This is a genomic window from Microbacterium sp. LWH13-1.2 (genome assembly GCF_038397735.1).
In the GTDB taxonomy this organism is placed as follows: Bacteria; Actinomycetota; Actinomycetes; order Actinomycetales; family Microbacteriaceae; genus Microbacterium.
On record NZ_CP151635.1, the window covers coordinates 762,023 to 788,274 of the forward strand.

A 26,252-nucleotide genomic window follows, 5' to 3' on the forward strand; every position below is an offset into this window, starting at 1 on the left:
GATATGAGTGCAGACAGGGCGACATCCTTCGGCGCGGAGGCCGCGAATTACGAGGCCGGAAGGCCGGAGTATCCGTTCGAGGCTGTCGCATGGATGCTCGAGCGGATGCCGGCCGATTCGCGCCGCATCGCCGACGTCGGCGCCGGCACCGGAAAGCTCACTCGGGTGCTCGGTCATGCGCCGGGTGCGGAGATCGTCGCCGTGGACCCGGATGCGGCGATGCTCGCCGCGCTGCGACAGAGCGTTCCGGGAGTGCCCACCTTCCAGGGGTCGGCGGAGCGGATGCCCCTGCCCGACGCGAGCCTCGACGCGGCGGTCCTCGGTCAGGCATGGCACTGGGTGGAGCCGATCGCCGCATCCGAGGAGCTGGGTCGGGTCGTCCGCAGCGGTGGAGTGCTGGGGCTCATCTGGAACATCCGCGACGAGCGCACAGAGTGGGTGCGGCGGCTCACCGACGTGATGCACAGCAGCCCGGCCGAGAACATGGTCAACGGTCCCGAATCCGAGGGCCCGCGCATCGCCGCGCCCTTCGGTCGGGTCGAGACGCAGCGCTGGGAGTGGAACCGTCCGATCACGCGCACTCAACTGCACCAGATGGCGCGCTCGCGCAGCTACCTGATCGCTGCGTCCGCTGACGAGCGTGCGCAGATCACACGCCAGATGGACGCGCTGTTCGACGAGCTCGGGCTCGATGGGGACTCGACGATCGATCTTCCCTACGTCACGCACGTGTTCCGCGCTGCGCGCGATTGAACGGCTGCTCCCGGCCTTCCGCAGGGGCGGAGCATCTGCGACAGGTAGACTCGACGCCCGTGGCTCTCACTATCGGAATCGTCGGCCTGCCCAATGTCGGCAAGTCCACCCTCTTCAACGCTCTGACCAAGAACGACGTGCTCGCGGCGAACTACCCGTTCGCGACGATCGAGCCGAACGTCGGGGTGGTGAACCTGCCCGATCCGCGTCTCGACAAGCTCGCCGAGATCTTCGGCAGCGAGCGCATCCTCCCCGCCGCCGTGTCGTTCGTCGACATCGCCGGCATCGTGCGCGGCGCGAGCGAGGGGGAGGGCCTCGGCAACAAGTTCCTCGCGAACATCCGTGAGGCCGATGCCATCGCACAGGTCGTCCGCGGCTTCGCCGATGACGACGTCGTGCACGTCGACGGCGCCGTCAACCCGGCATCCGACATGGAGACGATCAACGCGGAGCTGATGCTCGCAGACCTCGAGACAGTCGACAGGGCGATCACCCGTTACGAGAAGGAAGTACGCGGCAAGAAGATCGAGCCGGTCGTGCTCGAGACCGCGACCGCGGCGAAGGATGCTCTGGAGCGCGGCGTGCTGCTGTCGGTCGCCGGCATCGACCTGACGCCGATCCGCGAGCTGGGCCTGCTCACGGCCAAGCCCGTCATCTTCGTCTTCAACGTCGACGAGGCTGTTCTCACGGACGACGCCCGCAAAGCGGAGCTCGCGGCACTCGTCGCCCCGGCCAAGGCGATCTTCCTCGACGCGAAGATCGAGTCCGAGCTGATCGACCTCGACCCCGAGGATGCCGCTGAGCTTCTCGCGTCGACGGGACAGGACGAGTCGGGCCTCGACCAGCTCGCCCGCATCGGCTTCGACACGCTCGGTCTCCAGACATACCTCACCGCAGGCCCCAAGGAAGCCCGCGCCTGGACGATCCCCAAGGGTTCGAAGGCTCCGCAGGCCGCCGGTGTCATCCACACCGACTTCGAGAAGGGCTTCATCAAGGCCGAGATCGTGTCTTTCGACGACCTGGTCGAGACCGGCTCGGTCGTCGAAGCCCGCTCCAAGGGCAAGGCACGCCTCGAGGGCAAGGACTACGTCATGAAGGACGGCGACGTCGTGGAGTTCCGCTTCAACAACTGAGCGATGGTTCCGGTGCGATGTACTGGGTCCTCTCCGATCCCACCTCACCGGCGGTGGTCGGGCGACGACAGTCGGAAACGCGTGTGGGGAGTTCTGTGATGACTGCCGACATGCGGTGGAAGAACGAGGCCGCGTTCGAATCGGACCTGTGCACGGCGGATGAGGATCGTCTCAGGGAGATCCTTCATTGGGCGGCCTCGGGCGAGGCTCGCACATCCAGCAACGGCAGGCACAACAGCCCAAGTACGCGTCGCGGTTGGAAAGCGCGCCGGCAGGCCGTCCAAGGCGAATGATCAGACGTGGGATGGGCGTCTGATGTCCGCGCGAGACATCGCGGAGCTCCCCTTCGGAAACACATCTGACGGGCCCAAGTAAGCTCGCGCCATGATCCAGAGCAACAGAGCCTCGCTCAGCATCCGCAGCGATAGGTTGATCGATGATCGGGTCCGTCGGAAAGAAGGGCATTTCTGATGGCTAGGCGTGTCATGTTCGTTCAGCAAAAGTCTGGGTTCAACACCGATGCCGGGCCATGCTGGATTGGCTGGGTCGACTTCAACCGCTCATGGAAGACGGCACGGTTCCACGGTCGCGAGCTCCGCAGACTTCAGGGCCCCGACGCGAATTTCTACGACGTCGAAACCGACGAGTGGTTCTGGCTCTCGGGTCCGAAGCGAGACCAGACGGATGCGCGATACAGGAACACCGACCCGCTCGTGGATCCGGACGCACTGGACCACTACCGCGCGTTTCTTGCCGGAGAGCCACTTCCCGGACGCGAGCAAGGATGAACGGCGACGTCGTGGAGTTCCGTTTCAATAACCGAGCGAATCGGCGCGCGTGCGGGATGCGCGCTTGCGCTGATCGGCGACGTCGAGCGTCACCACGAACTCCAGCTTCTCTTCGATAGACGGATCGATTAACTCCTCGGAGTAGACCGTGATGATCTCGGCGTCATCGTGCGGATCGTTTCCGCTGACGGCATCGCCACTCGGGATGCGTTCGACTCTGACGCGCGAGCCATCCGCCCGGATGAATTCGATGTCGATGACCGTGCCTTCTACCTCAGAAACCGGCTCCTCGGCAGAATGAACGACCTGGAAGAACTGCCCATCAGGGGTGGTGAGGTACGTCCACTGCACACGCTGATACCGCGTGACCTCGGGCCCACAGCAACTGTGCTCTCCGCCGGCGTCGATGATGATCTGCATCCGCTCACGTTACCGGGCGATGCCTGGGGCGTCGCCCACGTCGTTTTCCCCGAGGAAGCGTCGAGCCGACGGCGAGGTCACGGTGAGGGGACCGGCGCACCCAGGCGTCGATCTGCGGCGCAGACCGGGCGGAGTTCCGCTTCAACAACTAGAGCGAATCAGCGTGACCAGCCGGCCTAGCCACGACGCTCGACGTCGCGGCGCAAGACCTCGGGCCACGCTTCGACGTCTTGAGGCGTACGGGCGACCGTCAGGGTCGCGTGCGGGAGCAGCTGGGCGAGGTGCTCCGCGGTCGACAGCGGGTGGCCCGGATCATCCACCCACGCCAAGATCGTCGTCGGCACACTGATTCGCGCGATGAGGTCAGGGACGGGCAGGTCGCTGAGCCCTGCACCGCGAAGGACTGACGGCAGAAGAGCATCGGCGATGTCGGGCCAGGTCTCCGGTGCGGCGACAGTGGCAGGGGGCGGTGTCGACCCGCGCGTTCCGGCGAGGAATGCCTCCACACCGTCGGATTCGATGAGCGCCGCGGCTGCTCGGTAGATGTCGGCTTGATCGAGTCTGGTCTCCCACGCCGTGGGCGGCACCATGAGTGTCAGCCCGGAGAAGCGGTCCGGATCGATCGTCGCCGCGTGCAGGAGCGTCGCGGTGCCCATCGACGGTCCCACGCCGTGGACGCGCTCGCCGGGGAACCACTGATCGAGTACTCGCAGAAGATCGTCGGCGAGATTCTCCCAGCGATAGTCCTCGGGGGCCTTCCTCCCGGTCGACCGACCGTGGCCGCGTGCGTCGTAGCGCAGCAGACGAGTGCCGCTGAGCCCTCGGCCGAGGTCGAGATTGAGCACCCGGTCGCGGGCGCGGCTAGATGTGAGGCCATGCAGCTGGACAACCGGGTGTCCGCCTTCATCGCTCAAGGACACAGCCAGCTCGGCTCCGGGCACCTCGAAAGTGGGCATCAGGCTCCTCGATCGGTGACTGACCGCATCGGGTCGGGCAGTCGTGGAGTTTTCAGGTTATCCGGGGCCGATAAGGTGCTACCCATGCGACTGACCAACGTCACGCACCTCCGCCTCCCGTTCGGACGGCTCTGGGGGTACGACGTGAGCGCGTCTGCGCTCGGGCGGCGCCTCCCCGTGTCGTTCGATCAGCGACTCCATGTCGGTGCGGGCGATCGACCCGGCTCGTGGATGGCATTGTCCTTCCGGTTGCCTGCACAGACTCGTCGTGAGTCGATCGCCGATGCCTGGTTGGCTGTCGTCGCTCGCCATGGCACGCTGCGATCCGCATTCGCGCTCGGCGCGGATGGCGAACCGGAGCTTCACGAGATCGAGGTCGGCCCCGGAAGCTGGGTCGAACACGAGGTGGGCCCCGGCCAGGCGGTCAACGACGCGTTGCGGGACATCCTCGATGCCGCGTGTTCGCCGTACCGACGTCCTTCGCATCGGCTGTGCGTGTTGGAGACTGCTGCGGGGCTCACGGTCGTGATCGCGGCTGATCATGCGCACGTCGACATGTGGTCGATGCTGGTGATCGCGCGCGACCTGCTGTCTGCGCTCGATGCGGGAAGGGCCGGCGCGAAGCCGATGCCCGGACCGGCGCCCGCCTTCGTCGAACACACGCAAGCGCTGCTGGATCGGGATGCTGCGCCGGATCGCATACGTCGGCGATGGGAGGCCATCATCGCGGACAGCGGCGGTGTCATGCCGCAGTTCCCGTTGTCACTGGGGTCTCCCGAGCCGCATCGTGAGCGCGTGGAAGTGCGCGATGTGTTCGACGTCGACGATGCCGCGGCGTTCGCTGCACAAGCCCGCGACGACGGCGTCTCGACCCTCGCGCGCGCAGTCGTCGCGATGACTGCGGTGACCCGCGAGCTGGCAGGCACGGCGCTGCGAGCCGTCTTTCCCGTGCACAGCCGCTTCGAGGACAACTGGCACGACTCGGTCGGCTGGTTCATCACCAACTCCGTCCTCGAATCGGAGCTCGCCGAACCGCACGCGGCGGCGGCAGCGGTGAAGGAGGCGGTGCAGCTCGGAGGGTGGCCGCTCGCAGACGTGCTCGCTCCGTGGGGCGGGATGCCCGTGGCCCCCGGAATGTTCGCGATCTCGTGGCTGGACCTGCGCAGGCTCCCCGTGCGGATCGATTCCGTCGGGCTCGACGCGCAATACGTCAGCGCGGCGACCGACACCGACGGTGTCATGCTGTGGTTCATCCTGGACGAGTCCGGTCTGCACCTGAGATGCCGTTATCCCGACACCGCCGAGGCTCGCGCCAACGTCGGTGGCTGGCTCGATCTGCTCGTCGCCAGGTTGCAGGCGGACGCGCGGTCCTCGGTGCGCGGGCGATTGCAGGCGGCGGGCCGCACCTTCCGGCTCGAGCGCGCGAGCCGCGATGACATCGAGGCCATCGCAGCGCTGCTGTCCGACGATCAATTCGGTCCGGACCGGGAGGGCGTCGAGCTCGAACGGTACGAGGCGGGCTTCAGCGCGGTCGCTCGCGATGCATCCAACTATCTGGGGGTCGTCCGCGACAGCGCCGACCACATCGTCGCCACCATGCAGCTGACCGTCATCCCGGGGTTGTCCCGCGGTGGTTCGACCCGACTGCAGATCGAGGGGTTGCGAGTCGCGCCAGCGGAACGATCACAGGGCCTGGGCGCGGCGATGCTCGAGTGGGCACACGACTTCGGGCGTGCACGGGGAGCGCGACTGTCACAGATCACCACCGACGAAGCGCGGGATCGGACTCGCGCCTTCTACACCCGACTCGGGTATGAGACTGCCCATGTCGGGTTGAAGCGGCACCTCTAGCGATGTACGGGGTGCCTGCCTGCCCGCGGCAGCGCGTCGAGCGCGACGACCGATCGACGGCTCAATCCCCGGACCGCGGCCTGACATACTGGTGCCGTGGACGGCCGTGGAACTCGCCTCAGAGCCGGCAGGGAGGTCATCCCCGCCGTCGCAGTACTGCTCGTCACCTGGCTTCTGTTGTGGTGGGCTCAGAGCATCCCCACGATCTGCGCCCTGGCGCACCCGTGCCCTGCTCCGGATGTCAGGGTCGCGCCCGCCCTTCTCTTCGGCGGGCTGATGCTCATCCCGGTGGTCGCGATCGTGCCGGCCTCCGGCTTCGGTCGGCGCGGCCACACCCGGTTGCTCATCGCGAGCTACATCGTTCTGGTCGCGCTCGCGCTCGTCGGCCTGCTGGCTGTCCTGTTCTCCGGCGGCTTCGGCTTTCCCCTGTTGTAGGCCTCCGGCGCGGAGCGCGACAGTCTCGATGAGATGCGCTCGACTACGCTGGAACACGATCCCTGAACGCTGAACGAGGAGCCGCGCGCGCATGACCGACACCCAGATCTTCGAGCCAGAAGGCCGCGCCATCCCCTTCGTGGATGAGGGCGACGGGCCGGTCAAGCTCGTGCTGATCCAGGAGCAGGGGCTCGCGGCCGATGTTCTGGGCGTCGCCGCGCACTACCTCGCCGAGGAAGCGGGCTTCCATGTGCTGCGCATCGGCCATCGTGCCGGCGAGGCGACGCTCGACGAGCGCGTCGAAGACGTCGTCGCTGTGATCGACCACGTCGGTATCGAAGACACCTGGGTCGGGGGCCACGGATTCGGTGGCACCATCGCTCGGGCGCTGGTCGCCGCACACGCCGACCGCGCGAACGGACTCCTGCTGCTGGGCGTCGAGGACGTCGACATCGAGGTGGCCCCCGCGATCCCCGTGCTGATCGTGCAGGGAACCGAGGACACCGACACTCCCGCCGCGAACGCCGAGGCACTGCAGTCCACGATCCCCGACCGCTCGAGCATCAAGACGATCGCCGGCGATCACCTGTTCCCGATGCATCACCCGATCGAGACCGGCGTGATCATCGAGGAATACCTGGACTGGGACTGACCCCGATGGCCTCGGGCGAGCGCACCGTCGTCCTCGCGATCGACCTGCAGGCCGGGGTGATGCCCGGATGCCACGACGAGCACGGCGTGCTCTCGCGCGCTGCGGCGCTGGTCGATCGCGCTCGGGCTGCTGACGTTCCCGTGGTCTGGGTGCATCACGACCCCGTCGGGGTGGGCACACCCGAGTGGGAGCTCGCGGCGCCGATGAACCGAGCCGAGGGGGAGCCGCTGGTGCGCAAGAGCTACCGCGACTCCTTCGCCGACACGACGCTGAGGGAGACCCTCGACGAGCTCGGTGCGACGCACCTGGTGATCACCGGGGCGCAGTCGGATTTCTGCGTGCGCACCACGATGCAGCGTGCTGCGGCGGAGGGCTACGACGTCACGCTCGTGAGCGACGCGCACACCACCGTCGACACCGAGTGGGACGACGTGCCGATCACGGGGGAGCAGATCGTCGCACACACGAACATGTACTTCTCAGGACTGCGGTACCCGGGCCAGCGGTTCGCGATCGCCACGCACGACGAGGTCGCGCTCTGAGGACGGGTCGCGCTCTATCCTGATCCCGTGACCCAGTACGCCGCACCGGCCAAGACGAATGTGCTCGCCCTCGTCGGCTTCATCGCCGCATTCATGATCCCGCTCGCGGGCGTGATCCTGTCCGTGTTCGCCCGGCGTCAGCTCGATGCGCCGGGCAACGCCGAATCCGGCCGCGGACTCGCCCGCTGGGCGATGGTGATCGGCGTCCTCGGCACGCTCGCTCAGATCGGCTTCTTCATCATCTGGTTCTCGCTGTTCTTCCGTGCGGTCGGCGCAATGGCTTCCTGACAGACTGGTCTGATGACCGCAACGCTCGTCGCCCAGAATCTGGCAGGTGGCTACGGTCACCGCATCCTCTTCGAGGGCCTCGACCTGACCGTCGCTCCCGGAGACGTCATCGGGGTCGTCGGTGCGAACGGCGCGGGCAAGTCCACGCTGCTCCGAATCCTCGCGGGGGTTCTCGCTCCCGCTGACGGCACGGTGTCTCTCGCTCCGACCGACGCCTTCGTCGGCTGGCTGCCGCAGGAGCACGAGCGCGTCGAGGATGAGACGGTCGCCGAGTACATCGCGCGCCGCACGGGGTGCGCTGCGGCCACGCGAGAGATGGATGCCGCCGCTGCCGCGCTGGGAGACCCTTCCCTCGCACCCGCGGGAACGGATCCCGCGGACACATACTCGCAGGCCCTCGACCGGTGGCTCGCCAGCGGCGCGGCCGACCTCGATGAGCGCATCCCCGCAGTGCTGGCGGACCTCGGCCTCCCGAACGGCGGACGCGTGGCCGAGAACGCCCTCATGACGGGACTGTCCGGAGGTCAGGCCGCACGCGTCGGGCTGGCCGCCCTGCTGCTGTCGCGCTTCGACATCGTCTTCCTCGACGAGCCGACGAACGACCTCGACCTCGACGGCCTCGATCGGCTGGAGGCTTTCGTTCGCGGACTCCGCGGTGGCGTCGTGCTGGTCAGTCACGACCGGGAGTTCCTTGCGCGAAGCGTCACCCGGGTTCTCGAGCTCGATCTCGCGCAGAACTCCTATCGCGTCTATGGCGGCGGGTACGACGCGTACATCGAGGAACGCGCGGTCGTCCGCCGTCACCTGCGGGAGAAGTACGACGAGTTCGCCGACAAGAAGGCGGATCTCGTCGCCCGTGCCCGCACGCAACGGGAGTGGTCGAGCCAGGGCGTGCGCAACGCGATGAAGAAGTCTCCGGACAACGACAAGATCAAGCGCAAGGCGTCGACGGAGTCCAGCGAGAAGCAGGCACAGAAGGTGCGTCAGATGGAGAGCCGGATCGCACGCCTCGACGAGGTCGAGGAGCCTCGAAAGGAGTGGCAGCTCGAGTTCACGATCGGGTCTGCGCCTCGCTCGAGCACCGTCGTGTCGACGTTGAACTCCGCGGTCTTCCGGCAGGGCGAATTCACGCTCGGTCCGCTGTCGCTGCAGGTCGACGCAGGCGATCGCATCGGCATCACCGGCCCGAACGGAGCGGGGAAGTCCACTCTGCTGCGCGCGCTCCTCGGGCGACAGGCGCCCGTCGAGGGTACCTCGACGCTCGGAGGCAGCGTGCTGATCGGAGAGATCGACCAGGCGCGCTCGCTCCTGGTCGGTGAGACTGCGCTCGCCGATGCGTTCGAGGCGCTCGTACCCGAGATGGCGTCGGCCGAGGTGCGGACTCTGCTGGCCAAGTTCGGTCTCAGGGCCGACCACGTGACGCGGCCGGTGGACGATCTCTCACCGGGGGAGCGCACGAGGGCGGCACTCGCCCTGCTGCAGGCGCGCGGGATCAACCTTCTGGTGCTCGACGAGCCCACCAACCACCTAGATCTTCCCGCGATCGAACAGCTCGAGCAGGCCCTCGAGGCCTATACGGGCACGCTTCTGCTCGTCACGCACGACCGTCGGATGCTGGAGGCGGTGCAGACGAACCGCCACTGGAGCGTCGAGAACGGACAGGTCGAAGAACGCTGAGTCTCGGTGCCTCGGAAGCTCAGCGACCCTGACGCTTCTTGTACGGCTTGGGCTGCCCCTTGACGATGGGCGCGCGTCCCTTGCCCTTGGACGCCTTGGCCTTCCCGCCCGCCGGAGCCGCGGTCTTCGGTGCGGGCGGGGGAGCAGCCGCGACAGTGGCCTGAGCCTCGACGAGGAACAGTTCTCCGACGCTCGTCAGGCGAGGTGTGCCCTCGCGGTTGATGAGCGTGTGGCCCACCTCTGCTTCGAGCTTGTCGAGCGAGGTGTAGAGCGACGCCAGCGGGATGCCCAGCTCCTTCGCGGCTCGGGGGAAGTGCAACGTCTCGGCGAGGACGACGTAGCGACGGAGCAGTGCCAACTTCATGCGCGTGAACGGTCCTTCTCGAACCGCGACGATCGCGGCTCTGGTTCTAACCTACGCGAGCCGGGGGCGCACACACCCCGGACGCACGGATGCCGCGGCTCGATGAGCCGCGGCATCCGGGGAGTCTTCGTCAGGCGACCTTCGGGAGAACGGCGAAGGACACCGAGCCCTCGTCGTCGACCCCGGCATCGAGGACCTTGTCGTCGAGCGCGGCGGCGGCCGTCTCATCGAGGAACAGACGGGTGCCTGAGACCTCGACGACCTGATCCTCAGGCTCGGGATCGGGCGTCACCAGGACGGCGAGACGCGCACCGCCGTCCGGCCCGGGCGCGGGCGTGGAGTGAATGCGGAGCCCTGCGTCGGTGGCATCGGTCTGACGGCTGACGAGGGTGTTCACGATTGCGGTGGCGTTATCGGTGAGGGTGAGCACGAGACTCTCCTTCCGGTTGCGGACACGACGCGGGTGCGGCGTGTCCGGGCCACGATTCCCCACCCGGTGACGCGTTTCAACCCGGCGCGCCCGGTTCGGAGGGGTCTCCCACCTGATGCAGAGGTTTTCTCAGGAAGACCTGTTCCGTCCCGTCGCCATCGGGCACTCGCACGGTCTCTCGGTAGCCGCACGCTTCGTAGAGGCGGATGTTCGCCTCGCTCAGGCTGCCTGTGAAGAGTTCTGCCTCCGCCGCCGTGGACGAGCGCTCCGCCGCGTCGAGGAGAGTTCGGCCGATGCCCTCGCCCTGCATGTCAGGCGCGATCGCGATGCGACCGATGAGCAGTACGCCGTCGTCCTCGACATACCGGATCGCGCCCACCATACGTCCGTCGACGCGGGCGGTCAGACCGCTGCCTGCGCGAAGCTCCGCCTCGACCTCGGCGAGCGTCTGCGTCAGCGGCGGCATGTCGGCACTGCCATAGATCTGCGCCTCCGAGACGAAGGCCGCTCGTTGCAGGGTGAGCACCTCACCGGCATCTGCTTCGGTCATCGGCGCGATAGCCAACTCTGGGTCGTCGCCGCCGGTCTGGTCACGGGATGTCTCTGGTTCGTTCACTGCGCCACGATCAGCCCTGCACCGGGGGACTGTCAACCCCCTCGAACATGAGGGCCTCGGAGGCTACCGTCGCAGACCACACCCGAGGAGGATTTCATGGCGGAGAACACCAAGTCCAAGACAGGCAGCACGTCCACGCGTGGAGCGAAGACGACCAGGCGACAGAACGCCGAGAAGGGCTTCACGGCCACTTCGACGCTGGCCGCCAACCTGCAGCTCGTGCTCGTCGACCTGATCGAGCTCTCATTGCAGGGCAAGCAGGCTCATTGGAACGTCGTCGGACGCAACTTCCGCGACACCCACCGTCAGCTCGACGAGATCATCGATGCGGCGCGCACTTTCAGCGACACGGTCGCCGAGCGCATGCGGGCGCTGCACGCCGTTCCCGACGGCCGCACCGACACGATCGCCGAGACGACATCGCTTCCCGCGTTCCCCATGGGTGAGGTGTCGACCACCGACACGATCGACCTCATCACCGCGCGCCTCGAAGCCGCGATCGGCACCGTCCGAGACGTCCACGATGCCGTCGATGAGGAGGACCCGACCTCTGCGGACATCCTGCACGCCGTCCTCGAGAGCCTCGAGCAGTTCGCCTGGATGGTCAGCGCCGAGAACCGGACCCCCGCCGGGCGCTGAGCGCTCGGGGGCTGTCTCTCAGCTCCGGTCGTCCGCCCCGCCCCGCTCGCCCTCGCGACGAACGAGGCGAGGGAGGACGATCCAGAGAAGGAGAACGCCCACCAGGGACGCGACGAGAGCGATGAGGCCCGCAGCGCGATTCACTGTGAAGTCGATGATGAGGGTCGTGACACCGATCGTGAGGGCGGCGATCGCCACGAGATCGATCTTCACGATGCGCGCGGCCACCCGCACGAGCTCGGGTTTGCGGCGCCGGCCGAACAGCGCCCTGTGCATACCGACCGGGGCGAGTGCCAGAATGGTGGCCACCGCGGCCAGGGCCACGAGCACCACATACACGTCCCGCTGGAACTCGTCCATGTCCTCGAACCGGGGGGTGAACGCGACGGCGAGGAGGAAACCAGTGAGGATCTGCGTTCCGGTCTGCATCACCCGCAGCTCTTGGAGCAGCTCTTCCCAGTTGCGGTCGGCGCGTTCGTTGCGGGTCTCATCGCGTCCGTCGATCAGGTCATCGCGTTCGGCGGCGGGCAGCGGCGCTTCGGGTTCCATGTGGTCAGTCTCGCGGGGGAGGCAGGATGCTGTCCAGGCTCTTGCACGACGAGCGATGAGGAGGCTCGGATGACGATTCCACCCATCCGCGAATGGTGGTCGGAGCTGTCCCTCGACGCGCAGGTCGAGGTGCTCGGCGACACCGCACCTCACCTCGGCGAGAAGGCTCGCGAGGAGATCCGCACCATCACGGGAGCCGTGGTCGGGATGGCCGAGAGACTGTCCGACGATGACCTCGCCTTTGCGCGCCAGGAGGCTCGGGCGGAGGTCGATGCGGCGGGCGATGATTGATCCGGGCCGCGCTCAGCTGCCGCTCGACGGGTGCTCTTCCCGCAGGCGCGGTTCCGTGCGGCGCTCGGGGCGCACCCCCGCCTTGTCTGCGTAGAAGGCACGGATCCGGTCCATGTCGGCGGGAATGTCGCCGGTCAGGTCGATCGTGGGTCCGAGGCCGGTCGTCATGGTGGTGCGATCGACGAACCCGAGCGTGATCGGCATCCCCGTCTCGCGGGCGATGCGGTAGAAGCCCGACTTCCAGTACTCGTTGCCACCGCGGGTGCCGTCGGGGGTGATGACCAGGCCGAACACGCTTCCTGAGTGGACCTGTGCGACCACATCGGTGACGACGCGGGCCGGGTCTGCTCGGTCGACGGGGATGCCCCCGAGGTGGCGCATGACCGGGCCCCGCCATCCCTTGAAGAGGCTGCTCTTGCCGAGCCAGTGCACCTCGATGTCCAGACGCCAGGCGATGGCGAGCATCAGCACGAAGTCCCAATTGGAGGTGTGCGGCGCGCCGATCAGGATCGTCGGGCGCGTCGGCGTGCCCTCAGCGGTGAGGGTCCAGCGGCTGAGCGTCCAGTACAGGCGGGCGATGAGTCGTTTGAGCACTCGTCAACCGTAGGGGAGCGCGGCTGTCCATCCGCTGTCGATTTCGGCGCCACCCGGTCGGAGCAGGCGTAGCATCTAATGATGGCCAAGACACAGGACTCCGTCGAGCAGGACGCTCCCAGCGCGCTCCAGCCGCTTCCGGACGCTCTGAACCTGCTCGAGAACGACTCCGCCGGGTATTGCAGCGGCGGCGTCTGCCACTTCCCCGCGCCGAAGACGCAGTAGCCAGTCAGACGCCGCCGCGGCGGTGATCAGTGTCCGCCGTGCACTCCGCCGGCGATGTCATCTGCGGGCTTGCGCACGAAGGCGCTGAGCGCAACGGCGGCGAGCGAGATGATCGCGGCGATCAGGAACGCCATGCGCGCACCCGGTGCGCCGGCAGCTGCTGTCTCCAGTCCTTCTGCCTCGCCGGCGTGCAGGATCGCCGAGTAGGTCACGGTGAGTACGGCCACGCCGGCCGCTCCGCCGACCTGCTGGAGCGTGTTGAGCACCGCCGATCCGTGCGAGTACAGCGATCGCTGAAGGGATCCGAGCGAGGCGGAGAACAGCGGCGTGAACGACATCGCCAGTCCGACCGACATCGCGGCCTGCACGATGATCAGCACCCACCACACGGTGTGCTCGCCCACGGTCGAGTAGTAGAACAGCGCCGCCGACACGAGGATCGTTCCGGGGATGAGAAGCGGGCGGGTGCCGCGTGCGTCGTACACCCGGCCCATGATCGGGCCCAGCAGACCCATCAGCACGGAGCCGGGCAGCAGGATGAGGCCGGACTCGAGGGCGTTGAGGCCGGCGACGTTCTGCAGGTACTGAGGGAGGAGCGTCAGCGTGCCGAACATCGACAGCGCGAGGATCGTCATGATGACGACCGAGAACGTGAAGTTCACGGAGCGGAACACGCGCAGGTCGAGCAGTGCGTCGTCGATGCGCTGCAGGACGAGTTGACGCCACACGAACAGCGCAAGCGCGACGGCGCCCACGACGAGCGCGACGATGCCTGCGGTCTCGCCGGACCCGCCCTCGCCGCCGAACTGGCTGAGGCCGAAGACGATGCCACCGAATCCGAGGGCTGCGAGCGGGATGGAGAGCACGTCGAGAGGGACCTTGCGGGTCTCGCCGAGGTTCGTCATCCACTTGGCGCCGATGAGAAGAGAGACGAGCGCGATCGGAAGGATGATCGCGAACAGCGCGCGCCAGTTGAGCGTTTCGAGGACGGCACCGGCGAGCGTCGGGCCGATCGCGGGAGCCAGCGAGATGACGAGACCGACACGGCCCATCATCCGGCCGCGGGACTGAGGCGGCACCACGTTCATGATCGTCGTCATGAGCAGCGGCATCATGATTCCGGTGCCTGCGGCCTGGATGACGCGACCGGCGAGCAGCACCTCGAAGCCGGGAGCGATCAGCGCGACCAGTGTTCCGAGTGAGAACGAGATCATCGCGGCGATGAAGACCTGGCGCGTCGTGAAGCGCTGCAGGATGAAACCGGTTGTCGGGATGACCACGGCCATGGTGAGCATGAACGCGCTCGTCAGCCACTGCCCGAGTTCGGGCGGGATTCCGAGATCCGCGTTCAGGTGCGGGATCGCGATTCCCATCGTCGTCTCGTTGAGGATGGCGACGAACGCAGCGACGAGAAGGAGCCAGATCACACGCATGTCGCTGCGAGAGATCTCCCCTCCTGACGACGCAGGGGGCGTGGTGATCGAACCGGTGTCGACGGCAGACATACGGCCTCCTAGGCACTGAAGAGGGGGGAGATCGCGCGAGTGCGCGGGGACCACTCAGCGTAACCACAGGTTCGGACATTTCATTCCGGATCCGCTCGGATCCGCTCTCAGCGGAGCTGGGGGCTGCCGCGAGCGGCCCGGCGTCCGCCACCCTGACTACGCTGGCGACATGAGCATGGGTGGCGGACGCGGCGGATTCCGCGGCGTGGACGAGAGCGCACAGCGTCGACTCAATGCCGAGGCGCCGCGGATCAGCGGACTCGGAGCGAGGGTCATCACCCTGTTCCGGCCGTACCGGTGGCGCATCTTCTGGACGGGCGTGCTGGTCGTCATCGGCGCCGGCATCGCGGTCATCCCGCCGCTGATCGTGCAGCGCATCTTCGATGATGCGCTGTTCCCCGTCGACGGCGGCGGTCCGCAGCTGCAGCTGCTCATCTGGCTCGTGTCGGCGATGGTCGGCCTGTTCCTCGTCTCCGCAGTTCTCGGCGTCGCCCAGACGTGGCTCACCTCGACGGTCGGCAACAGCGTCACCGGCGATCTGCGAGTACGGCTCTTCGAGCACCTGCAGGCGATGGAGCTCGGGTTCTTCACCCGCACGAAGACCGGGGTGATCCAGTCGAGGCTGCAGAACGACGTCGGCGGCGTCTCCGGCGTGCTGACGAACACGGTCACGAGCATCCTGGGCAACGTCGTCACGGTGATCGCCTCGCTGGTCGCGATGATCCTGATCGATTGGCGTCTGACCCTGATCGCTGTCGTGCTGATGCCGTTCCTGATCATCGTGCAGCGACGCGTCGGCCAGGTCCGCGCGCGCATCGCCGGGGAGACGCAGGAGTCGCTGTCGGAGCTCACCTCGATCACGCAGGAGACGCTGAGCGTGTCGGGGATGCTGCTGTCCAAGGCGTTCAACAGGCAGCGCACCGAATCCCAGCGCTACCAGGCGGAGAACCGCAACCAGGTGAAGCTGCAGGTTCGGAGGGCGATGAGCGGCCAGGGCTTCTTCGCCGTCGTCCAGGTGCTCATGGCGAGCGTGCCGGCTGTCATCTATCTCGTCTCGGGATACCTGATCGCGGGCGGTACCGGCGCGATCACCGCCGGTACCGTCGTCGCGTTCACGACGGTCCAGGCGCGTCTGCTCCAGCCGCTGATGGGCCTCATGCGGGTCTCGTTGGATCTGCAGACCTCGTCCGCGCTGTTCGCGCGCATCTTCGAGTACCTCGACCTCGTCCCCGAGATCCGGGACGCACCGGATGCGATCACCGTCGCCGAGGCGCCGGGGCCGCGCGGGCGGATCGAGTTCGACGACGTCGTCTTCCGCTATCCCGATGCCGCGCCGGACGCGCGCCCCACGCTCCAGGGTGTCTCGTTCGTCGCGGAACCGGGGAAGCACGTCGCGTTCGTGGGTCCTTCGGGGGCGGGCAAGACGACCGTGCTCTACCTCGCTCCGCGCCTGTACGAGGCTCACGGCGGGGCCGTGCTGTTCGCGGGGGCCGATGTCCGCACGCTCACGCAGGAGTCGATCATCGATCAGGTCGGGATCGTGTCGCAGGAGACCTATCTGTTCCACGCGACGATCCGCGAGAACCTCCTGTACGCGAAGCCGGGTGCGACGGAGGACGAGGTGATCGCCGCGTGCGTCGCGGCGAACATCCACCACATCATCGCCGGATTCGAAGACGGCTACGACACGGTCGTCGGAGAGCGCGGCTACCGGCTCTCGGGCGGCGAGAAGCAGCGCATCGCGATCGCCCGCGTGCTGCTCAAGGACCCGCCGGTGCTGCTGCTCGACGAGGCCACCTCGGCTCTCGACACCGTCTCCGAGCGCGTCGTTCAGGAGGCACTGGACGAGGCAGCCAAGGGACGCACGACCCTGACGATCGCGCACCGGCTGTCGACGGTGATCGGTGCGGACGTCATCCACGTGCTCGAGGCGGGGCGGATCGTCGAGTCCGGCACCCATGCCGAGCTCATCGCTCGTGGCGGGCTCTACGCCGAGCTCGCCGCGCAGCAGGTCGCGGCGTCTCGGGTGATCGAGACCGAGACCGTCATCGAGGAGGCCGTGGCCGGGGGAGTGAGTGCGGCGCTCGCCGACCGGCGGGCCGACCGTGCGCCGGAGGACTCCGCCGGAGCGGATGCGGTCGCGACCCTCACGGCGTCGGTGCCGCTGCTCGACGCTCCGCGCGCCGACGAGAGGGTATACCCGGCAGAGGGCTGAGCCGCTGTCAGGGCACCGAGCTGGTGTCAGTGCGCGGAGAGGCCACCGTCGATGAACAGCGACTGACCGGTGACGTAGCTCGATCCCGCACCAGCCAGGAAGACGGCGGCTGCCGCGAAATCCGAAGGCAGGCCGTTGCGACCGATCATCGTTCGGGCGGCAAGGGCGGCGATCTGGGCGGGGTCCTCCTGCAGTCGGGCGTTCAGCGGCGTGAGCACGAACCCGGGGACGAGCGTGTTGCTCGTGACGCCGGTGCCGCCCCAGGCCTCGGCCTCGGACCGCATCAGCGACTCCACCGCACCCTTGGACACGCCATAGATCCCGCTGCCGACGAAGGCACGGTGCGCCTGCTGAGAGCTGATGTGGATCAGCCGACCGTATCCGCGCTCGGCCATACCCACGCCGTAACGCTGCCCGAGCAGGAACGGCGCGAGGGCGTTCACGGTCATCGTCGCGTCCCAGTCGTGCTCGGTGATCTCGGCGAAGGGCGGACGGATGTTGACGCCGGCGGAGTTCACCAGGATGTCCGGCTCTCCGAAGGGCACGGCGGCAGCTTCCGCCACGGCACGGATCCCCTCGCGGGTGCTGAGATCGCCGACGACGCCTACCGCACGGCATCCGGCATCCGCGAGCTCGGCGACGGTCTCTTCGACTCTGGTCTCGCCGCGAGCGACGATCACGGTCGAGGCGCCCGCCTTCGCGAGTGCCGTGGCGATACCGCGGCCGATGCCGGAGCTGCCTCCGGTCACGACCGCCGTGCGGCCGTCGAGCGAGAAGAGGTCGGCGAGATAGCCGTTCATGTGTCTCCTGGGGAGTGCGCTCACCACGCCAGGGCAGCGGTGAGAGCTGGGTCGGGGCGGGCATCGGCGTACTCGGGCAGCGCCTGGATCTCGGCGGCGAACGAGGCCACGTCCTCGGCGTAGCGCGGATCGGCGTGCGTGGCGGCGATCTCGAGGAGCGGCGGCAGATCCATCGCCAGGATCAGTTCGAGGCGTGCGGTGACGGCGGCATGCGCACCGGCGTCGCGCAGCACGCGGATGCCTCCCCGGAGGGCCTGGAGATAGTCGCGGAGCACCGGCAGCTGCGCGCGGCCCTGGGTGATCGAGGTGCCGTCCGCTCGCAGCCGCCACCGGACCACCGTGTCGGGGATCACGTCGAAGGCCCGTGCACTGGTGTACATCTGCTGCGCGACCACCTGATCCTCGTAGGCGACCCCTTCGGGGAACCGCAGATCGCTCCAGAGGTCGGTGCGGCTGACCTTCGACCACGCGACGATGTTGGCGCTCGCGCGGGGGTGATCGATGATCGTGGTCCCGAGCCTTGCCGGGGAGGTGGCGGCCTCGACCCAGGGCTGCACGCGCCCAGGGACGTAGCGTTCTCCGTCGAAGCGCGAGCGCACATAGGCACCGGCGACGAAGTCGCTCCCCGTCTCGGTGAGGGTTCCGATGAGACGCTCGAGCGCGGTGGGGGTCAGTTCGTCGTCGCCGTCGAGGAAGCCGACCAGAGGGGTGTCGACGAGATCCACCCCCACGTTCCGTGCAGCACCGAGGCCGCGCGACGCCTCATGTCGCACCGCACGGAAGCGCGGATCGGATGCCGCGGCCGCGGCGAAGATCTCGGCTGTATCGTCGGTCGAGCCGTCGTCGATGAGGATCGCATGCCACCGATTCTCGGTCTGCGCACGCACCGAATCGAGTGCGGCCGGGGCGAATCCGGCGATGTCGCGGCCGGGGACGATCAGGGTCACGATCGGGGCGGATGCGGTCACCAGGCGAGTCTATGGCCGCGTGCGGAAGTCGCGCTCTCGGGCGTCTCGCCTCTCAGACGCCGACGACGGCACGCACGGACGCCGCCACGAGAGCTGCGAGCCGGTCCGGCAGATCGTCGGGCAGCGGGGCGTGGCCGAAGGTGAACCGCACAGAGCTCTGCGCGACGGAGGGGGCGATGCCGCAGGAGAGCAGCACGTGCGACGGGTCGTCGCTCCCGGCGGCGCACGCCGAACCGCTCGACGACACCACGCCCCTGCGCTCCAGCTCGAGCAGCACGGCCTCGCCGCTCATTCCCGCGAACGTGAAGCTCGCGGTTCCCGGGAGGCGCCGGATCGGATCTCCCGTGAGCGCCGCCTGGGGGACGGCTGCGAGCACGGCGGATACGAAACGCTGCGTCGCCGCTCCGACGACCGAGTTGACGGTGTCGCGTTCCGCCTCGGCGAGCTCCAGCGCCACGGCGAGGCCGACCGCTCCGGCGACGTTCTCCGTCCCCGATCGACGTCCTCTCTCCTGACCGCCCCCGTGCAGGAGAGGTTCGAGGGGGACCCGGCCGCGCACGGCGAGGGCGCCGATCCCCTTGGGCGCTCCGAGCTTGTGCCCGGCGATCGCGATCGCATCCGCCCCGAGTCCGGCGAGCGGCAGCCACCCCGCGGACTGCACCGCGTCGACGTGCAGCGGCACGCCGGCCGCGCGGGTCACCTCCGCGAGCGAGGGCATGTCCTGGACCGTGCCGATCTCGTTGTTGGCATGTCCGAGGGCGACCAGCGCGGTGTCGCGGCGCACCACCGCTCGCAGGGATGCATCGGAGACCCGGCCGTGCGTGTCGACGGCCGCCGCCGTGACCTCCACGCCGTGGAAGCGTCGCAAGTAGTCCGCGGACTCCAGGATCGACTCGTGCTCGATCGGCGAGATCACCAGATGACGGCGGCCGTCCGCGAGGGCGGCGAGCACGATCCCTTTGACCGCGAGGTTGTTCGCCTCGGTGCCGCCTGCGGTGAACACGACATCGCCGGTGCGCATCCCCAGGACACGCGCGATCCGCGATCTCGCATCGTCGAGTGCGCTCGCCGCAGCCTCGCCGTAGGTGTGGTGGCTGGAGGGATTGCCGAACGCGCCGGTGAGATACGGATGCATCGCGTCGAGCACCTCCGGTCGTACCGGAGAAGTCGCAGCATGGTCGAGGTAGAGCATCGGGGTCAGTCGATCCGCACGTCCAGGCCGAGATCGAGAGCGCGCGCCGAATGGGTGAGCGCGCCGACCGAGATCACGTCGACTCCGGTCCTGGCGATGTCGCCGACCGTGTCGAGGCTCACGCCACCGGAGGCCTCGACCTGTGCACGGTCGCCGATCAACCCCACACCCGCCCGGAGATCCTCGAATGAGAAGTTGTCGAGCAGCACGGTGTGCGCTCCGCCGTCGAGCACGGCCGGGATCTGATCGAGCCGGTCGACCTCGACGACCACGTGGGTCGTATGGGGCAGGCGGGAGAGCGCCTGGCGCAGGGCCGTGGCGAGGTCGACACCCGAGCGCTGCAGCACGGCGAGATGGTTGTCCTTGGCCATCACTGCGTCCGACAGCGAGTAGCGGTGATTGTGCCCCCGGCCGGAGATCACGGCGTGACGCTCGAAGGCGCGCAGGCCCGGGGTGGTCTTGCGGGTGTCGGCGATGCGAGCCGAGGTACCCTCGATCGCCCGCACATAGGCATCGGTCAGGGTCGCGATGCCGCTCATCCGCTGTGCGAAGTTCAGGGCGATGCGCTCCGCGGTGAGGATGCCGCGGGCCGAACCCGAGACCGAGGCCAGCACGTCGCCGGGCGCGAAGCGATCGCCGTCGCCGACGTGCACGTCGATCGTGATCGACGGATCCGTGAGAGCGAAGGCAGCTGCGAAGACCTCGCCGCCGCTGAATATCCCGGCTTCCCTGGCGACCAGATCAGCGGTGGCGGTGGCGTCTGAGGGAAGCAGTGTCGTGCTGGTGAGATCGCCCCACGGTGCGTCCTCCTCGAGGGCTGCGCCGACGACGCGGGCGATGAGTGCGTGAGTGAGCATCAGACGGTCTCCAGGAGGTGCGAGGCGAAGGGTTCGCGGTAGTGGGCGCCGACCGATTCGGTACGGGCGAGCGCAGCGGATGCCGTGGCCTCGGCGAGCAGGAGCAGATTCGCGTCCTCGCGTTCCGCGACCGTGGCGGGTGCCGGTGTGGTGGACCGCCAGCGGATGACGGCGTCGAGAGCGCGCTCGAGCCCCTCGTCCGTGCGGAGGAGCCCGACGTCATCCCACATCAGCCGCTGCAGGGCGGAGCGACTGAACGGGCTGCTGTCCGGGTGCGGTCGATCGCCGGCGGCACCGGCGATCGTGACGCTGCGAGTGTCCGCGGGCAGGGGAGCGGGGGACGGCTTCCCGGGCATGCCCACAGCAGCGGCCGCGCGTGCGCCGAACACGGCGCCCTCCAGCAGCGAGTTGGAGGCGAGGCGGTTCGCCCCGTGCACGCCGGTGCGGGCGACCTCGCCGACGGCGAAGAGTCCGGGGATCGACGTGCGCCCGTCGAGGTCGGTGACGACTCCGCCCATCAGGTAGTGCGCGGCCGGGGTCACCGGGATGGGGTGCGTCGCCCAGTCGAACCCGCGCTCGCGTGTCACCCTGTCGATCGTCGGGAAGCGGTGCGCCAGCACGCGTGCGCCCAGCATTGTGGCGTCGAGACGAACCGGGGAACCCTGAGCTGCGGCCTGTCGCGCGATCGCCCGGGACACGACGTCGCGGGGAGCCAGCTCGCCGTCGGGGTGGGTGTCGAACACGAATCGTCGACCGTCGACATCGATGAGTGTCGCGCCCTCGCCGCGCACCGCCTCGGAGACCAGGAACGCCGGTCCCTCGGCGAGGATCGTCGGATGGAACTGCATGAACTCGAGATCCGCGACCGCCGCGCCGGCGCGCAGGGCCGCCGCGATCCCGTCGCCCGTGGTTCCCACCGGATTCGTCGTGTGCGCGTAGAGGTGGCCGGCGCCGCCGGTGGCGAGGATCACCGCGTCGGCCTCGAGGTCGGAGAGGGCGCCGTCGACGAGCACGCGGATGCCGCGCGCGACGCCGTCGTCGATCACGAGGTCGACGAGGAACGCGGCCTCGACGACGGTGATGTCCGCGCGCCGGGTGGCGGCGACCAGGGCACTCGCGATCGCGGCGCCGGTCGCATCCCCGCCGGCATGCACGATGCGGGCATGGGTGTGCGCGGCCTCGCGCCCGAGCAGCAGGTCGCCGTCAGGGCCGCGGTCGAAGGCGACTCCTCGCGCGATCAGCTCGGCGATCCGCTCGGCGGCGTCCCGGACGAGCACATCGACCGCAGCCGCGTCGGACAGCCCCGCACCCGCATCGATCGTGTCTGCGGCGTGCTGGGCCGCCGAGTCCGCCGGGCCGTAGATTCCGGCGACTCCGCCCTGCGCGAATCCGGTGCATCCGTCGCCGAGCGCACCCTTCGTGACGACCGTGACCGCGTGCCCCGCCTCGTGGGCATGCAGCGCGGCGGTGAGGCCGGCGATTCCCGATCCGACGACGACGACGTTCATCGCGCGCTCGCCACCACCGGCGGCTTCGCCGCCAGCATCCGCTCCAGGGCGATCCGCGCGGGGTCGGCCACGTCTGCCGTCACCGTGATCCGGTTGGGAGTGCGGCCCGCCACGAGCTCCTCCAGCACCCACGCCAGGTATCCGGGGTGGATGCGGTACATCGTCGAGCACGGGCACACCACGGGGTCGAGGCAGAAGATCTCGTGCTGGGGGAACTGCGCGGCCAGCCGGCGTACGAGGTTGATCTCGGTGCCGATCGCGAAGGTCGTGGGCTCTGTCGCGGCGGCGATCGCCCGGCGGATGTAATCGGTGGAGCCTGCCTCGTCGGCAGCGTCCACGACGTCCATCGGGCATTCCGGGTGCACGATGACGCGCACGTCGGGGTGCTCCGCCCTCGCCTGGTCGATCTGGGCCACCGTGAAGCGTCGGTGCACCGAGCAGAAGCCGTGCCACAGGATGACGCGCGAGTCGACCAGTTCGGATGCCGTGGAGCCGCCGAGCGCCTTGCGCGGGTTCCACATCGGCATCTGCTCGAGCGGCACGCCCATCGCCTTCGCGGTGTTGCGGCCCAGGTGCTGATCGGGGAAGAACAGCACCCGCCTGCCGCGCTCGAACGCCCACTCGAGCACGGTCTGCGCGTTCGAGGAGGTGCACACGATCCCGCCGTGCCTGCCGACGAAGCCCTTGATCGCGGCAGAGGAGTTCATGTACGTGACGGGGACCACCGGCACTCGGCCGTTCTCGTCCTGAGCGTCGAGATCGCCGAGGACCTCGGCGAGCTGCTCCCAGCAGTCCTCGACCTGATCGATGTCGGCCATGTCGGCCATCGAGCATCCGGCAGCGAGGTTCGGCAGGATGACCGCCTGGTCGGGGCCGGAGAGCAGGTCGGCGGTCTCGGCCATGAAGTGCACGCCGCAGAAGACGATGGCCTCGGCATCCGGTCGCTCCTTCGCCGCGGTCGCGAGCTGGAAAGAGTCGCCCACGTAGTCGGCGTGACGCACGACCTCCTCGCGCTGATAGAAGTGGCCGAGCACGACGGCCCGGTCGCCGAGGGTGGCCTTCGCCGCTCGGATGCGCTCGTCGAGCTCGCCTTCGCTCGCCTCGCGATACGCAGCTGGGAGCTCGCCTTGGCGCGGTGCCCCCGTCGGGATGACGTCGCCCATCGACGACCCGGGTCCGTAGCCGGGGCGCGTGTCGAAGTCCCAGGGGCCGGCCGCGAGATCGGTCGTGCAGGTCGCGTCGGTCGAGGCACCCGCCACGATCGACTGGATCGCGTGGTCGACGGAGGCGTCGAGGGGCTGGACTGCCGGGGTCGGAACGAAGGTGATGCTCATCGGGTGCTCGTTTCCTCGGGGCCGAGGGGGCCGTGATCGGCCAGCTCGACGTCGGTGTTGTAGCGGTACAGGCGGGCGGGGCGGTGACTGCCGGTGCGGAACTGGTCGGTGGGGAGGAGGTTGCCGGCGGACTCGACCTGTCGGCGGAAGTTGGCCGGGTCGAGATGCTTGCCGAGGATCGCCTCGTAGGCCTCTCGAAGGTCGGCCAGAGTGAACTCGGCCGGCAGGAAGCCGTGTGCGACGCGGCTGTAGCCGACCTTGCTGCGCAGGCGCCAGAGCGCGTAGTCGACGATCTTGCGGTGATCGAAGGCGAGCGGCGGCAGGTCGTCGAGATCGAACCAGCGCACGTTCTCGGGAGCGAGACCGGATGCCCGATGCGCGGCGCTCTGCGCGTCGACCTCGTCCTGCCGGAGCAGCGCCCAGTAGACGATCGACACGACGCGGGTGGGGGAGCGGTCGACGGCTCCGAAGGCGTAGAGCTGCTCGAGGTAGCTGGGAGTGAGGCCCGTGGTCTCGGCGAGTGTGCGGGCGGCGGCGTCGACCGGCGATTCGGCCGGAGTCAGCCAACCACCCGGAAGCGCCCACTGATCGGCGAACGGCTCGCGGGTGCGCAGGACCAGCGGAAGCGCGAGCACAGCAGCGCCGTCCTCGGTGCGACGCAGCGTGAGGATCACCGTCGACACGGCGACGTCGATGCCCCTGGTTTGAGTCATGTGTACCTTAACCTCCGAGATCGATCTTAGTGTCATCGCGACTCTTAGTGCGCGTGTGTGACGGACCGGACCCTGAGGCCGAAACGTTATATACCAGCGTTCTGGCCTCTTGTCGCCCGGATGGCTATTTGTTAGGTTACTGTCCTAACAAATCCCTTTCATAGGGATCTGTCGCGAGTTCCACTCTGGAGCTCGGCTCCATCCCGGAGATCCCTCCTGCAGTGCAGCACCGAGAGGAAATACAGAATGATCCGTAACGGAAGGCGCAAGATCGCGCTCACCGCTGTGGCGGGGGCATCCGTCCTCGCCCTGGGTTTGACGGCCTGTGGCGCAGGCGGCGGCAATGAGGGGAGCGGTGGCGATGGCGACCGGGCTCTTCGCGTGTGGGCCGGCAGCCAGACCCCCATCACCGCGAACTACAACCCGTTCGCCCCGACCGTGCTCCATGGTGCGCTGGGCCCCATCTACGAGCCGCTGTTCTTCTTCAACAAGACGGCGGACTCCGAGCCCGTCGGTCTTATCGGCGACTCCTACGAATACAACGAGGACGGCACGGTGATCACGATCGCCATCAAGCCCGACCTCAAGTGGAGCGACGGCGAGCCCCTCACGGCTGCCGATGTGGCGTTCTCCTTCACCTACGAGGCGAACAACCCCGAGGGCAACGGCCTCGTCTCGGCCGAGGCGACCGATGACACCACGGTCGTCCTCACCTACACCACCGCGCAGTACACGACCGAGTTCCAGCGACTCGGCTCGACCTACATCCTGCCTGAGCACGTGTGGTCCGAGGTCACGGACTTCGCGAACTTCGCCAACGAAGACCCGGTCGGTTCGGGCGCCTACGTCGTCGACAAGACGACGAGCGAGTCGTACACGCTCGTCGCCAACGAGAACTTCCGCGACGCCGACGAGCTCGGAGTCAAGAAGGTCCAGTACATCGCCGTCGACAACAACCAGACCGCACAGGATCTGCTCGCTGCCGGCAAGCTCGACTGGACGGGCATGTTCATCCCGAACCCGGATGACGTCACGGGCAACGGCGCGATCGACTGGATCAACACGCCGCAGGACCCGACGGTGCTGTACACCTGCTCGAACGCCGAGCTCGGTTGCTCCGGTCCGCAGACCGATGTCGCCGTGCGTCAGGCGCTGAACGTCGCGATCGACCGCGCCGCGATCAAGGACAAGGCATTCGTCGGTCTGACGGGCGACATCTCGCCGACGTTCGCTCTGCTTCCGCGTGACGAGAAGTGGGTGGCCGATCCCGCCAACGAGGTCAGCCCGCAGGAGGCGAACGCCGCAGAGGCGGGCGAGATCCTCGAGGCCGCCGGTTACACCAAGGACGGCGACTTCTACTCCAAGGACGGGAAGCCGCTCGAGCTCAGCCTGATCTCGGTCGACGGCTGGACCGACTACAACGACGCCGCGAAGCTGATCGCAGAGCAGGCTGAGGCGGCCGGCATCAAGGTCACCGCGTCGACCGTGCAGTGGCAGGAATTCTCCGACGCCCGTCAGGGCGGGGACTTCCAGCTGATCGTCGGCGGTGTCATCGGCACGTCGGTGGCCGACCCGTTCCAGATCTACCGCGACTGGTTCGGCGGCACGACCGTCGGCTCCACCGCAGCCGTGGGCTCTGAGGTCCCTGCCGGACGCTGGAACTTCAGCCGCTACAGCAACCCCGTCGTCGACGAGGCGGTCCAGGCCGCGATCAGCACGAACGACGAGGCAGAGAAGAAGGAGCTGTACGGCACGATCCAGACCGAGATCGTCCGCGACCTGCCCTACATCCCGCTCGTGATCAATGCGACCCAGACCTTCTACAACACGAAGGACTTCACGGGTTGGCCGACGGAGGAGGACCTCTACGCCTTCCCGCCGTCCTGGGGCGCGATCGCGGCAGGTTACGTCCTGACGCAGCTCGAGCCGGCGAACTAAGAACATGAGGTCGGGGGAG

The 26,252-nt window shown here is 68.2% G+C and carries 29 protein-coding genes; 14 read left to right on the plus strand and 15 right to left on the minus strand.

Translation table 11 applies throughout. The features are described 5' to 3' along the window. Window positions 1–3 precede the first annotated feature (3 nt). From MRBLWH13_RS03435 to MRBLWH13_RS03445, 3 genes are all read left to right on the plus strand, one after another. A complete protein-coding gene (locus MRBLWH13_RS03435; protein WP_341956912.1) occupies window positions 4–753 on the plus strand; it encodes a class I SAM-dependent methyltransferase in 750 nt (249 codons plus the stop codon). Window positions 754–812: 59 nt separating this feature from the next. Further along, complete coding sequence (gene ychF, locus MRBLWH13_RS03440) at window positions 813–1,886, plus strand: redox-regulated ATPase YchF (RefSeq protein WP_341956913.1); 1,074 nt, start codon at window positions 813–815, stop codon at window positions 1,884–1,886. A gap of 485 nt (window positions 1,887–2,371) precedes the next feature. Then, a complete protein-coding gene (locus MRBLWH13_RS03445) occupies window positions 2,372–2,674 on the plus strand; it encodes a hypothetical protein (protein ID WP_341956914.1) in 303 nt (100 codons plus the stop codon). 24 nt (window positions 2,675–2,698) lie between these two features. Here the strand turns inward: MRBLWH13_RS03445 and MRBLWH13_RS03450 are convergent, their stop codons facing one another. Beyond that, window positions 2,699–3,094: a hypothetical protein gene (locus MRBLWH13_RS03450; RefSeq protein ID WP_341956915.1), complete on the minus strand. Its 396-nt coding sequence runs from the start codon at window positions 3,092–3,094 to the stop codon at window positions 2,699–2,701. A 176-nt stretch (window positions 3,095–3,270) separates the two neighbouring features. Continuing rightward, the gene (locus tag MRBLWH13_RS03455) at window positions 3,271–4,050 is read right to left on the minus strand and encodes an alpha/beta fold hydrolase (RefSeq protein ID WP_341956916.1); all 780 of its coding nucleotides are present in this window, start codon (window positions 4,048–4,050) and stop codon (window positions 3,271–3,273) included. Between the two features lie 15 nt (window positions 4,051–4,065). On the opposite strand from MRBLWH13_RS03455, the gene MRBLWH13_RS03460 reads away from it, so the two are divergent. The 6 genes from MRBLWH13_RS03460 to MRBLWH13_RS03485 all read left to right on the plus strand — a co-directional run bounded on the left by MRBLWH13_RS03460 (window position 4,066) and on the right by MRBLWH13_RS03485 (window position 9,495). Then, entirely contained in the window at window positions 4,066–5,901 is a 1,836-nt protein-coding gene (locus tag MRBLWH13_RS03460; protein ID WP_341956917.1) for a GNAT family N-acetyltransferase, read from the plus strand. A 96-nt stretch (window positions 5,902–5,997) separates the two neighbouring features. After that, window positions 5,998–6,336: a hypothetical protein gene (locus MRBLWH13_RS03465; RefSeq protein WP_341956918.1), complete on the plus strand. Its 339-nt coding sequence runs from the start codon at window positions 5,998–6,000 to the stop codon at window positions 6,334–6,336. A gap of 91 nt (window positions 6,337–6,427) precedes the next feature. Next, a complete protein-coding gene (locus MRBLWH13_RS03470) occupies window positions 6,428–6,988 on the plus strand; it encodes an alpha/beta hydrolase (protein WP_341956919.1) in 561 nt (186 codons plus the stop codon). 5 nt (window positions 6,989–6,993) lie between these two features. Then, on the plus strand, window positions 6,994–7,530 hold the full coding sequence (locus tag MRBLWH13_RS03475; RefSeq protein ID WP_341956920.1) for an isochorismatase family protein: 537 nt from the start codon (window positions 6,994–6,996) through the stop codon (window positions 7,528–7,530). 27 nt (window positions 7,531–7,557) lie between these two features. After that, window positions 7,558–7,818: a DUF4190 domain-containing protein gene (locus MRBLWH13_RS03480; RefSeq protein ID WP_341956921.1), complete on the plus strand. Its 261-nt coding sequence runs from the start codon at window positions 7,558–7,560 to the stop codon at window positions 7,816–7,818. Between the two features lie 12 nt (window positions 7,819–7,830). Then, complete coding sequence (locus tag MRBLWH13_RS03485; protein ID WP_341956922.1) at window positions 7,831–9,495, plus strand: ABC-F family ATP-binding cassette domain-containing protein; 1,665 nt, start codon at window positions 7,831–7,833, stop codon at window positions 9,493–9,495. A 19-nt stretch (window positions 9,496–9,514) separates the two neighbouring features. On the opposite strand, the gene MRBLWH13_RS03490 is transcribed toward MRBLWH13_RS03485, so the two are convergent. The 3 genes from MRBLWH13_RS03490 to MRBLWH13_RS03500 all read right to left on the minus strand — a co-directional run bounded on the left by MRBLWH13_RS03490 (window position 9,515) and on the right by MRBLWH13_RS03500 (window position 10,839). Continuing rightward, a complete protein-coding gene (locus tag MRBLWH13_RS03490; protein ID WP_341956923.1) occupies window positions 9,515–9,859 on the minus strand; it encodes a LysR family transcriptional regulator in 345 nt (114 codons plus the stop codon). Window positions 9,860–9,989: 130 nt separating this feature from the next. Next, on the minus strand, window positions 9,990–10,289 hold the full coding sequence (locus MRBLWH13_RS03495; RefSeq protein ID WP_056508735.1) for a hypothetical protein: 300 nt from the start codon (window positions 10,287–10,289) through the stop codon (window positions 9,990–9,992). 76 nt (window positions 10,290–10,365) lie between these two features. Then, on the minus strand, window positions 10,366–10,839 hold the full coding sequence (locus tag MRBLWH13_RS03500) for a GNAT family N-acetyltransferase (RefSeq protein WP_341956924.1): 474 nt from the start codon (window positions 10,837–10,839) through the stop codon (window positions 10,366–10,368). A gap of 162 nt (window positions 10,840–11,001) precedes the next feature. On the opposite strand from MRBLWH13_RS03500, the gene MRBLWH13_RS03505 reads away from it, so the two are divergent. Next, the gene (locus tag MRBLWH13_RS03505) at window positions 11,002–11,544 is read left to right on the plus strand and encodes a DNA starvation/stationary phase protection protein (protein WP_341956925.1); all 543 of its coding nucleotides are present in this window, start codon (window positions 11,002–11,004) and stop codon (window positions 11,542–11,544) included. 18 nt (window positions 11,545–11,562) lie between these two features. Here MRBLWH13_RS03505 and MRBLWH13_RS03510 read toward each other — a convergent pair whose 3' ends face one another. After that, window positions 11,563–12,093, minus strand: coding sequence for a DUF6328 family protein (locus MRBLWH13_RS03510; protein ID WP_341956926.1), 531 nt, complete (start codon window positions 12,091–12,093; stop codon window positions 11,563–11,565). 69 nt (window positions 12,094–12,162) lie between these two features. Between MRBLWH13_RS03510 and MRBLWH13_RS03515 the strand changes: the two genes are divergently transcribed. Further along, window positions 12,163–12,384 (plus strand): hypothetical protein, encoded by a 222-nt coding sequence (locus tag MRBLWH13_RS03515; RefSeq protein WP_341956927.1) that lies wholly within the window; start codon window positions 12,163–12,165, stop codon window positions 12,382–12,384. Between the two features lie 12 nt (window positions 12,385–12,396). On the opposite strand, the gene MRBLWH13_RS03520 is transcribed toward MRBLWH13_RS03515, so the two are convergent. Further along, complete coding sequence (locus MRBLWH13_RS03520) at window positions 12,397–12,978, minus strand: 1-acyl-sn-glycerol-3-phosphate acyltransferase (RefSeq protein WP_341956928.1); 582 nt, start codon at window positions 12,976–12,978, stop codon at window positions 12,397–12,399. Between the two features lie 81 nt (window positions 12,979–13,059). Here MRBLWH13_RS03520 and MRBLWH13_RS03525 point away from each other — a divergent pair, with 81 nt between their 5' ends. Further along, complete coding sequence (locus MRBLWH13_RS03525; RefSeq protein WP_341956929.1) at window positions 13,060–13,203, plus strand: hypothetical protein; 144 nt, start codon at window positions 13,060–13,062, stop codon at window positions 13,201–13,203. A 26-nt stretch (window positions 13,204–13,229) separates the two neighbouring features. Here the strand turns inward: MRBLWH13_RS03525 and MRBLWH13_RS03530 are convergent, their stop codons facing one another. Continuing rightward, window positions 13,230–14,708 (minus strand): MDR family MFS transporter, encoded by a 1,479-nt coding sequence (locus tag MRBLWH13_RS03530; RefSeq protein WP_341956930.1) that lies wholly within the window; start codon window positions 14,706–14,708, stop codon window positions 13,230–13,232. Between the two features lie 169 nt (window positions 14,709–14,877). Between MRBLWH13_RS03530 and MRBLWH13_RS03535 the strand changes: the two genes are divergently transcribed. After that, entirely contained in the window at window positions 14,878–16,923 is a 2,046-nt protein-coding gene (locus MRBLWH13_RS03535) for an ABC transporter ATP-binding protein (RefSeq protein ID WP_341956931.1), read from the plus strand. Between the two features lie 26 nt (window positions 16,924–16,949). On the opposite strand, the gene MRBLWH13_RS03540 is transcribed toward MRBLWH13_RS03535, so the two are convergent. Genes MRBLWH13_RS03540 through MRBLWH13_RS03570 form a run of 7 tightly spaced genes read right to left on the minus strand, consistent with a single transcriptional unit; the run spans window position 16,950 to window position 24,295 of the window. Next, window positions 16,950–17,723, minus strand: coding sequence for an SDR family oxidoreductase (locus MRBLWH13_RS03540; protein ID WP_341956932.1), 774 nt, complete (start codon window positions 17,721–17,723; stop codon window positions 16,950–16,952). A 20-nt stretch (window positions 17,724–17,743) separates the two neighbouring features. Further along, window positions 17,744–18,691, minus strand: a complete 948-nt coding sequence (locus MRBLWH13_RS03545; protein WP_341956933.1) for a glycosyltransferase family 2 protein — start codon at window positions 18,689–18,691, stop codon at window positions 17,744–17,746. 52 nt (window positions 18,692–18,743) lie between these two features. Continuing rightward, window positions 18,744–19,883 carry a cysteine desulfurase family protein gene (locus MRBLWH13_RS03550; protein WP_341956934.1) on the minus strand — a complete coding sequence of 380 codons (1,140 nt, stop codon included), beginning with the start codon at window positions 19,881–19,883 and terminating at the stop codon, window positions 18,744–18,746. 5 nt (window positions 19,884–19,888) lie between these two features. Beyond that, the gene (nadC, locus tag MRBLWH13_RS03555) at window positions 19,889–20,740 is read right to left on the minus strand and encodes a carboxylating nicotinate-nucleotide diphosphorylase (RefSeq protein ID WP_341956935.1); all 852 of its coding nucleotides are present in this window, start codon (window positions 20,738–20,740) and stop codon (window positions 19,889–19,891) included. Next, window positions 20,740–22,248, minus strand: a complete 1,509-nt coding sequence (gene nadB / locus MRBLWH13_RS03560) for an L-aspartate oxidase (RefSeq protein ID WP_341956936.1) — start codon at window positions 22,246–22,248, stop codon at window positions 20,740–20,742. The genes nadC and nadB overlap by 1 nt, the downstream gene beginning before the upstream one ends. Further along, window positions 22,245–23,582: a quinolinate synthase NadA gene (gene nadA / locus MRBLWH13_RS03565; protein ID WP_341956937.1), complete on the minus strand. Its 1,338-nt coding sequence runs from the start codon at window positions 23,580–23,582 to the stop codon at window positions 22,245–22,247. The genes nadB and nadA overlap by 4 nt, the downstream gene beginning before the upstream one ends. Further along, entirely contained in the window at window positions 23,579–24,295 is a 717-nt protein-coding gene (locus MRBLWH13_RS03570) for an NUDIX domain-containing protein (RefSeq protein ID WP_341956938.1), read from the minus strand. Before MRBLWH13_RS03570 ends, nadA begins: the two co-directional genes overlap by 4 nt. A 246-nt stretch (window positions 24,296–24,541) precedes the next feature. Here MRBLWH13_RS03570 and MRBLWH13_RS03575 point away from each other — a divergent pair, with 246 nt between their 5' ends. Then, window positions 24,542–26,233, plus strand: a complete 1,692-nt coding sequence (locus MRBLWH13_RS03575) for an ABC transporter substrate-binding protein (RefSeq protein WP_341956939.1) — start codon at window positions 24,542–24,544, stop codon at window positions 26,231–26,233. The last annotated feature ends 19 nt before the right edge of the window (window positions 26,234–26,252 follow it).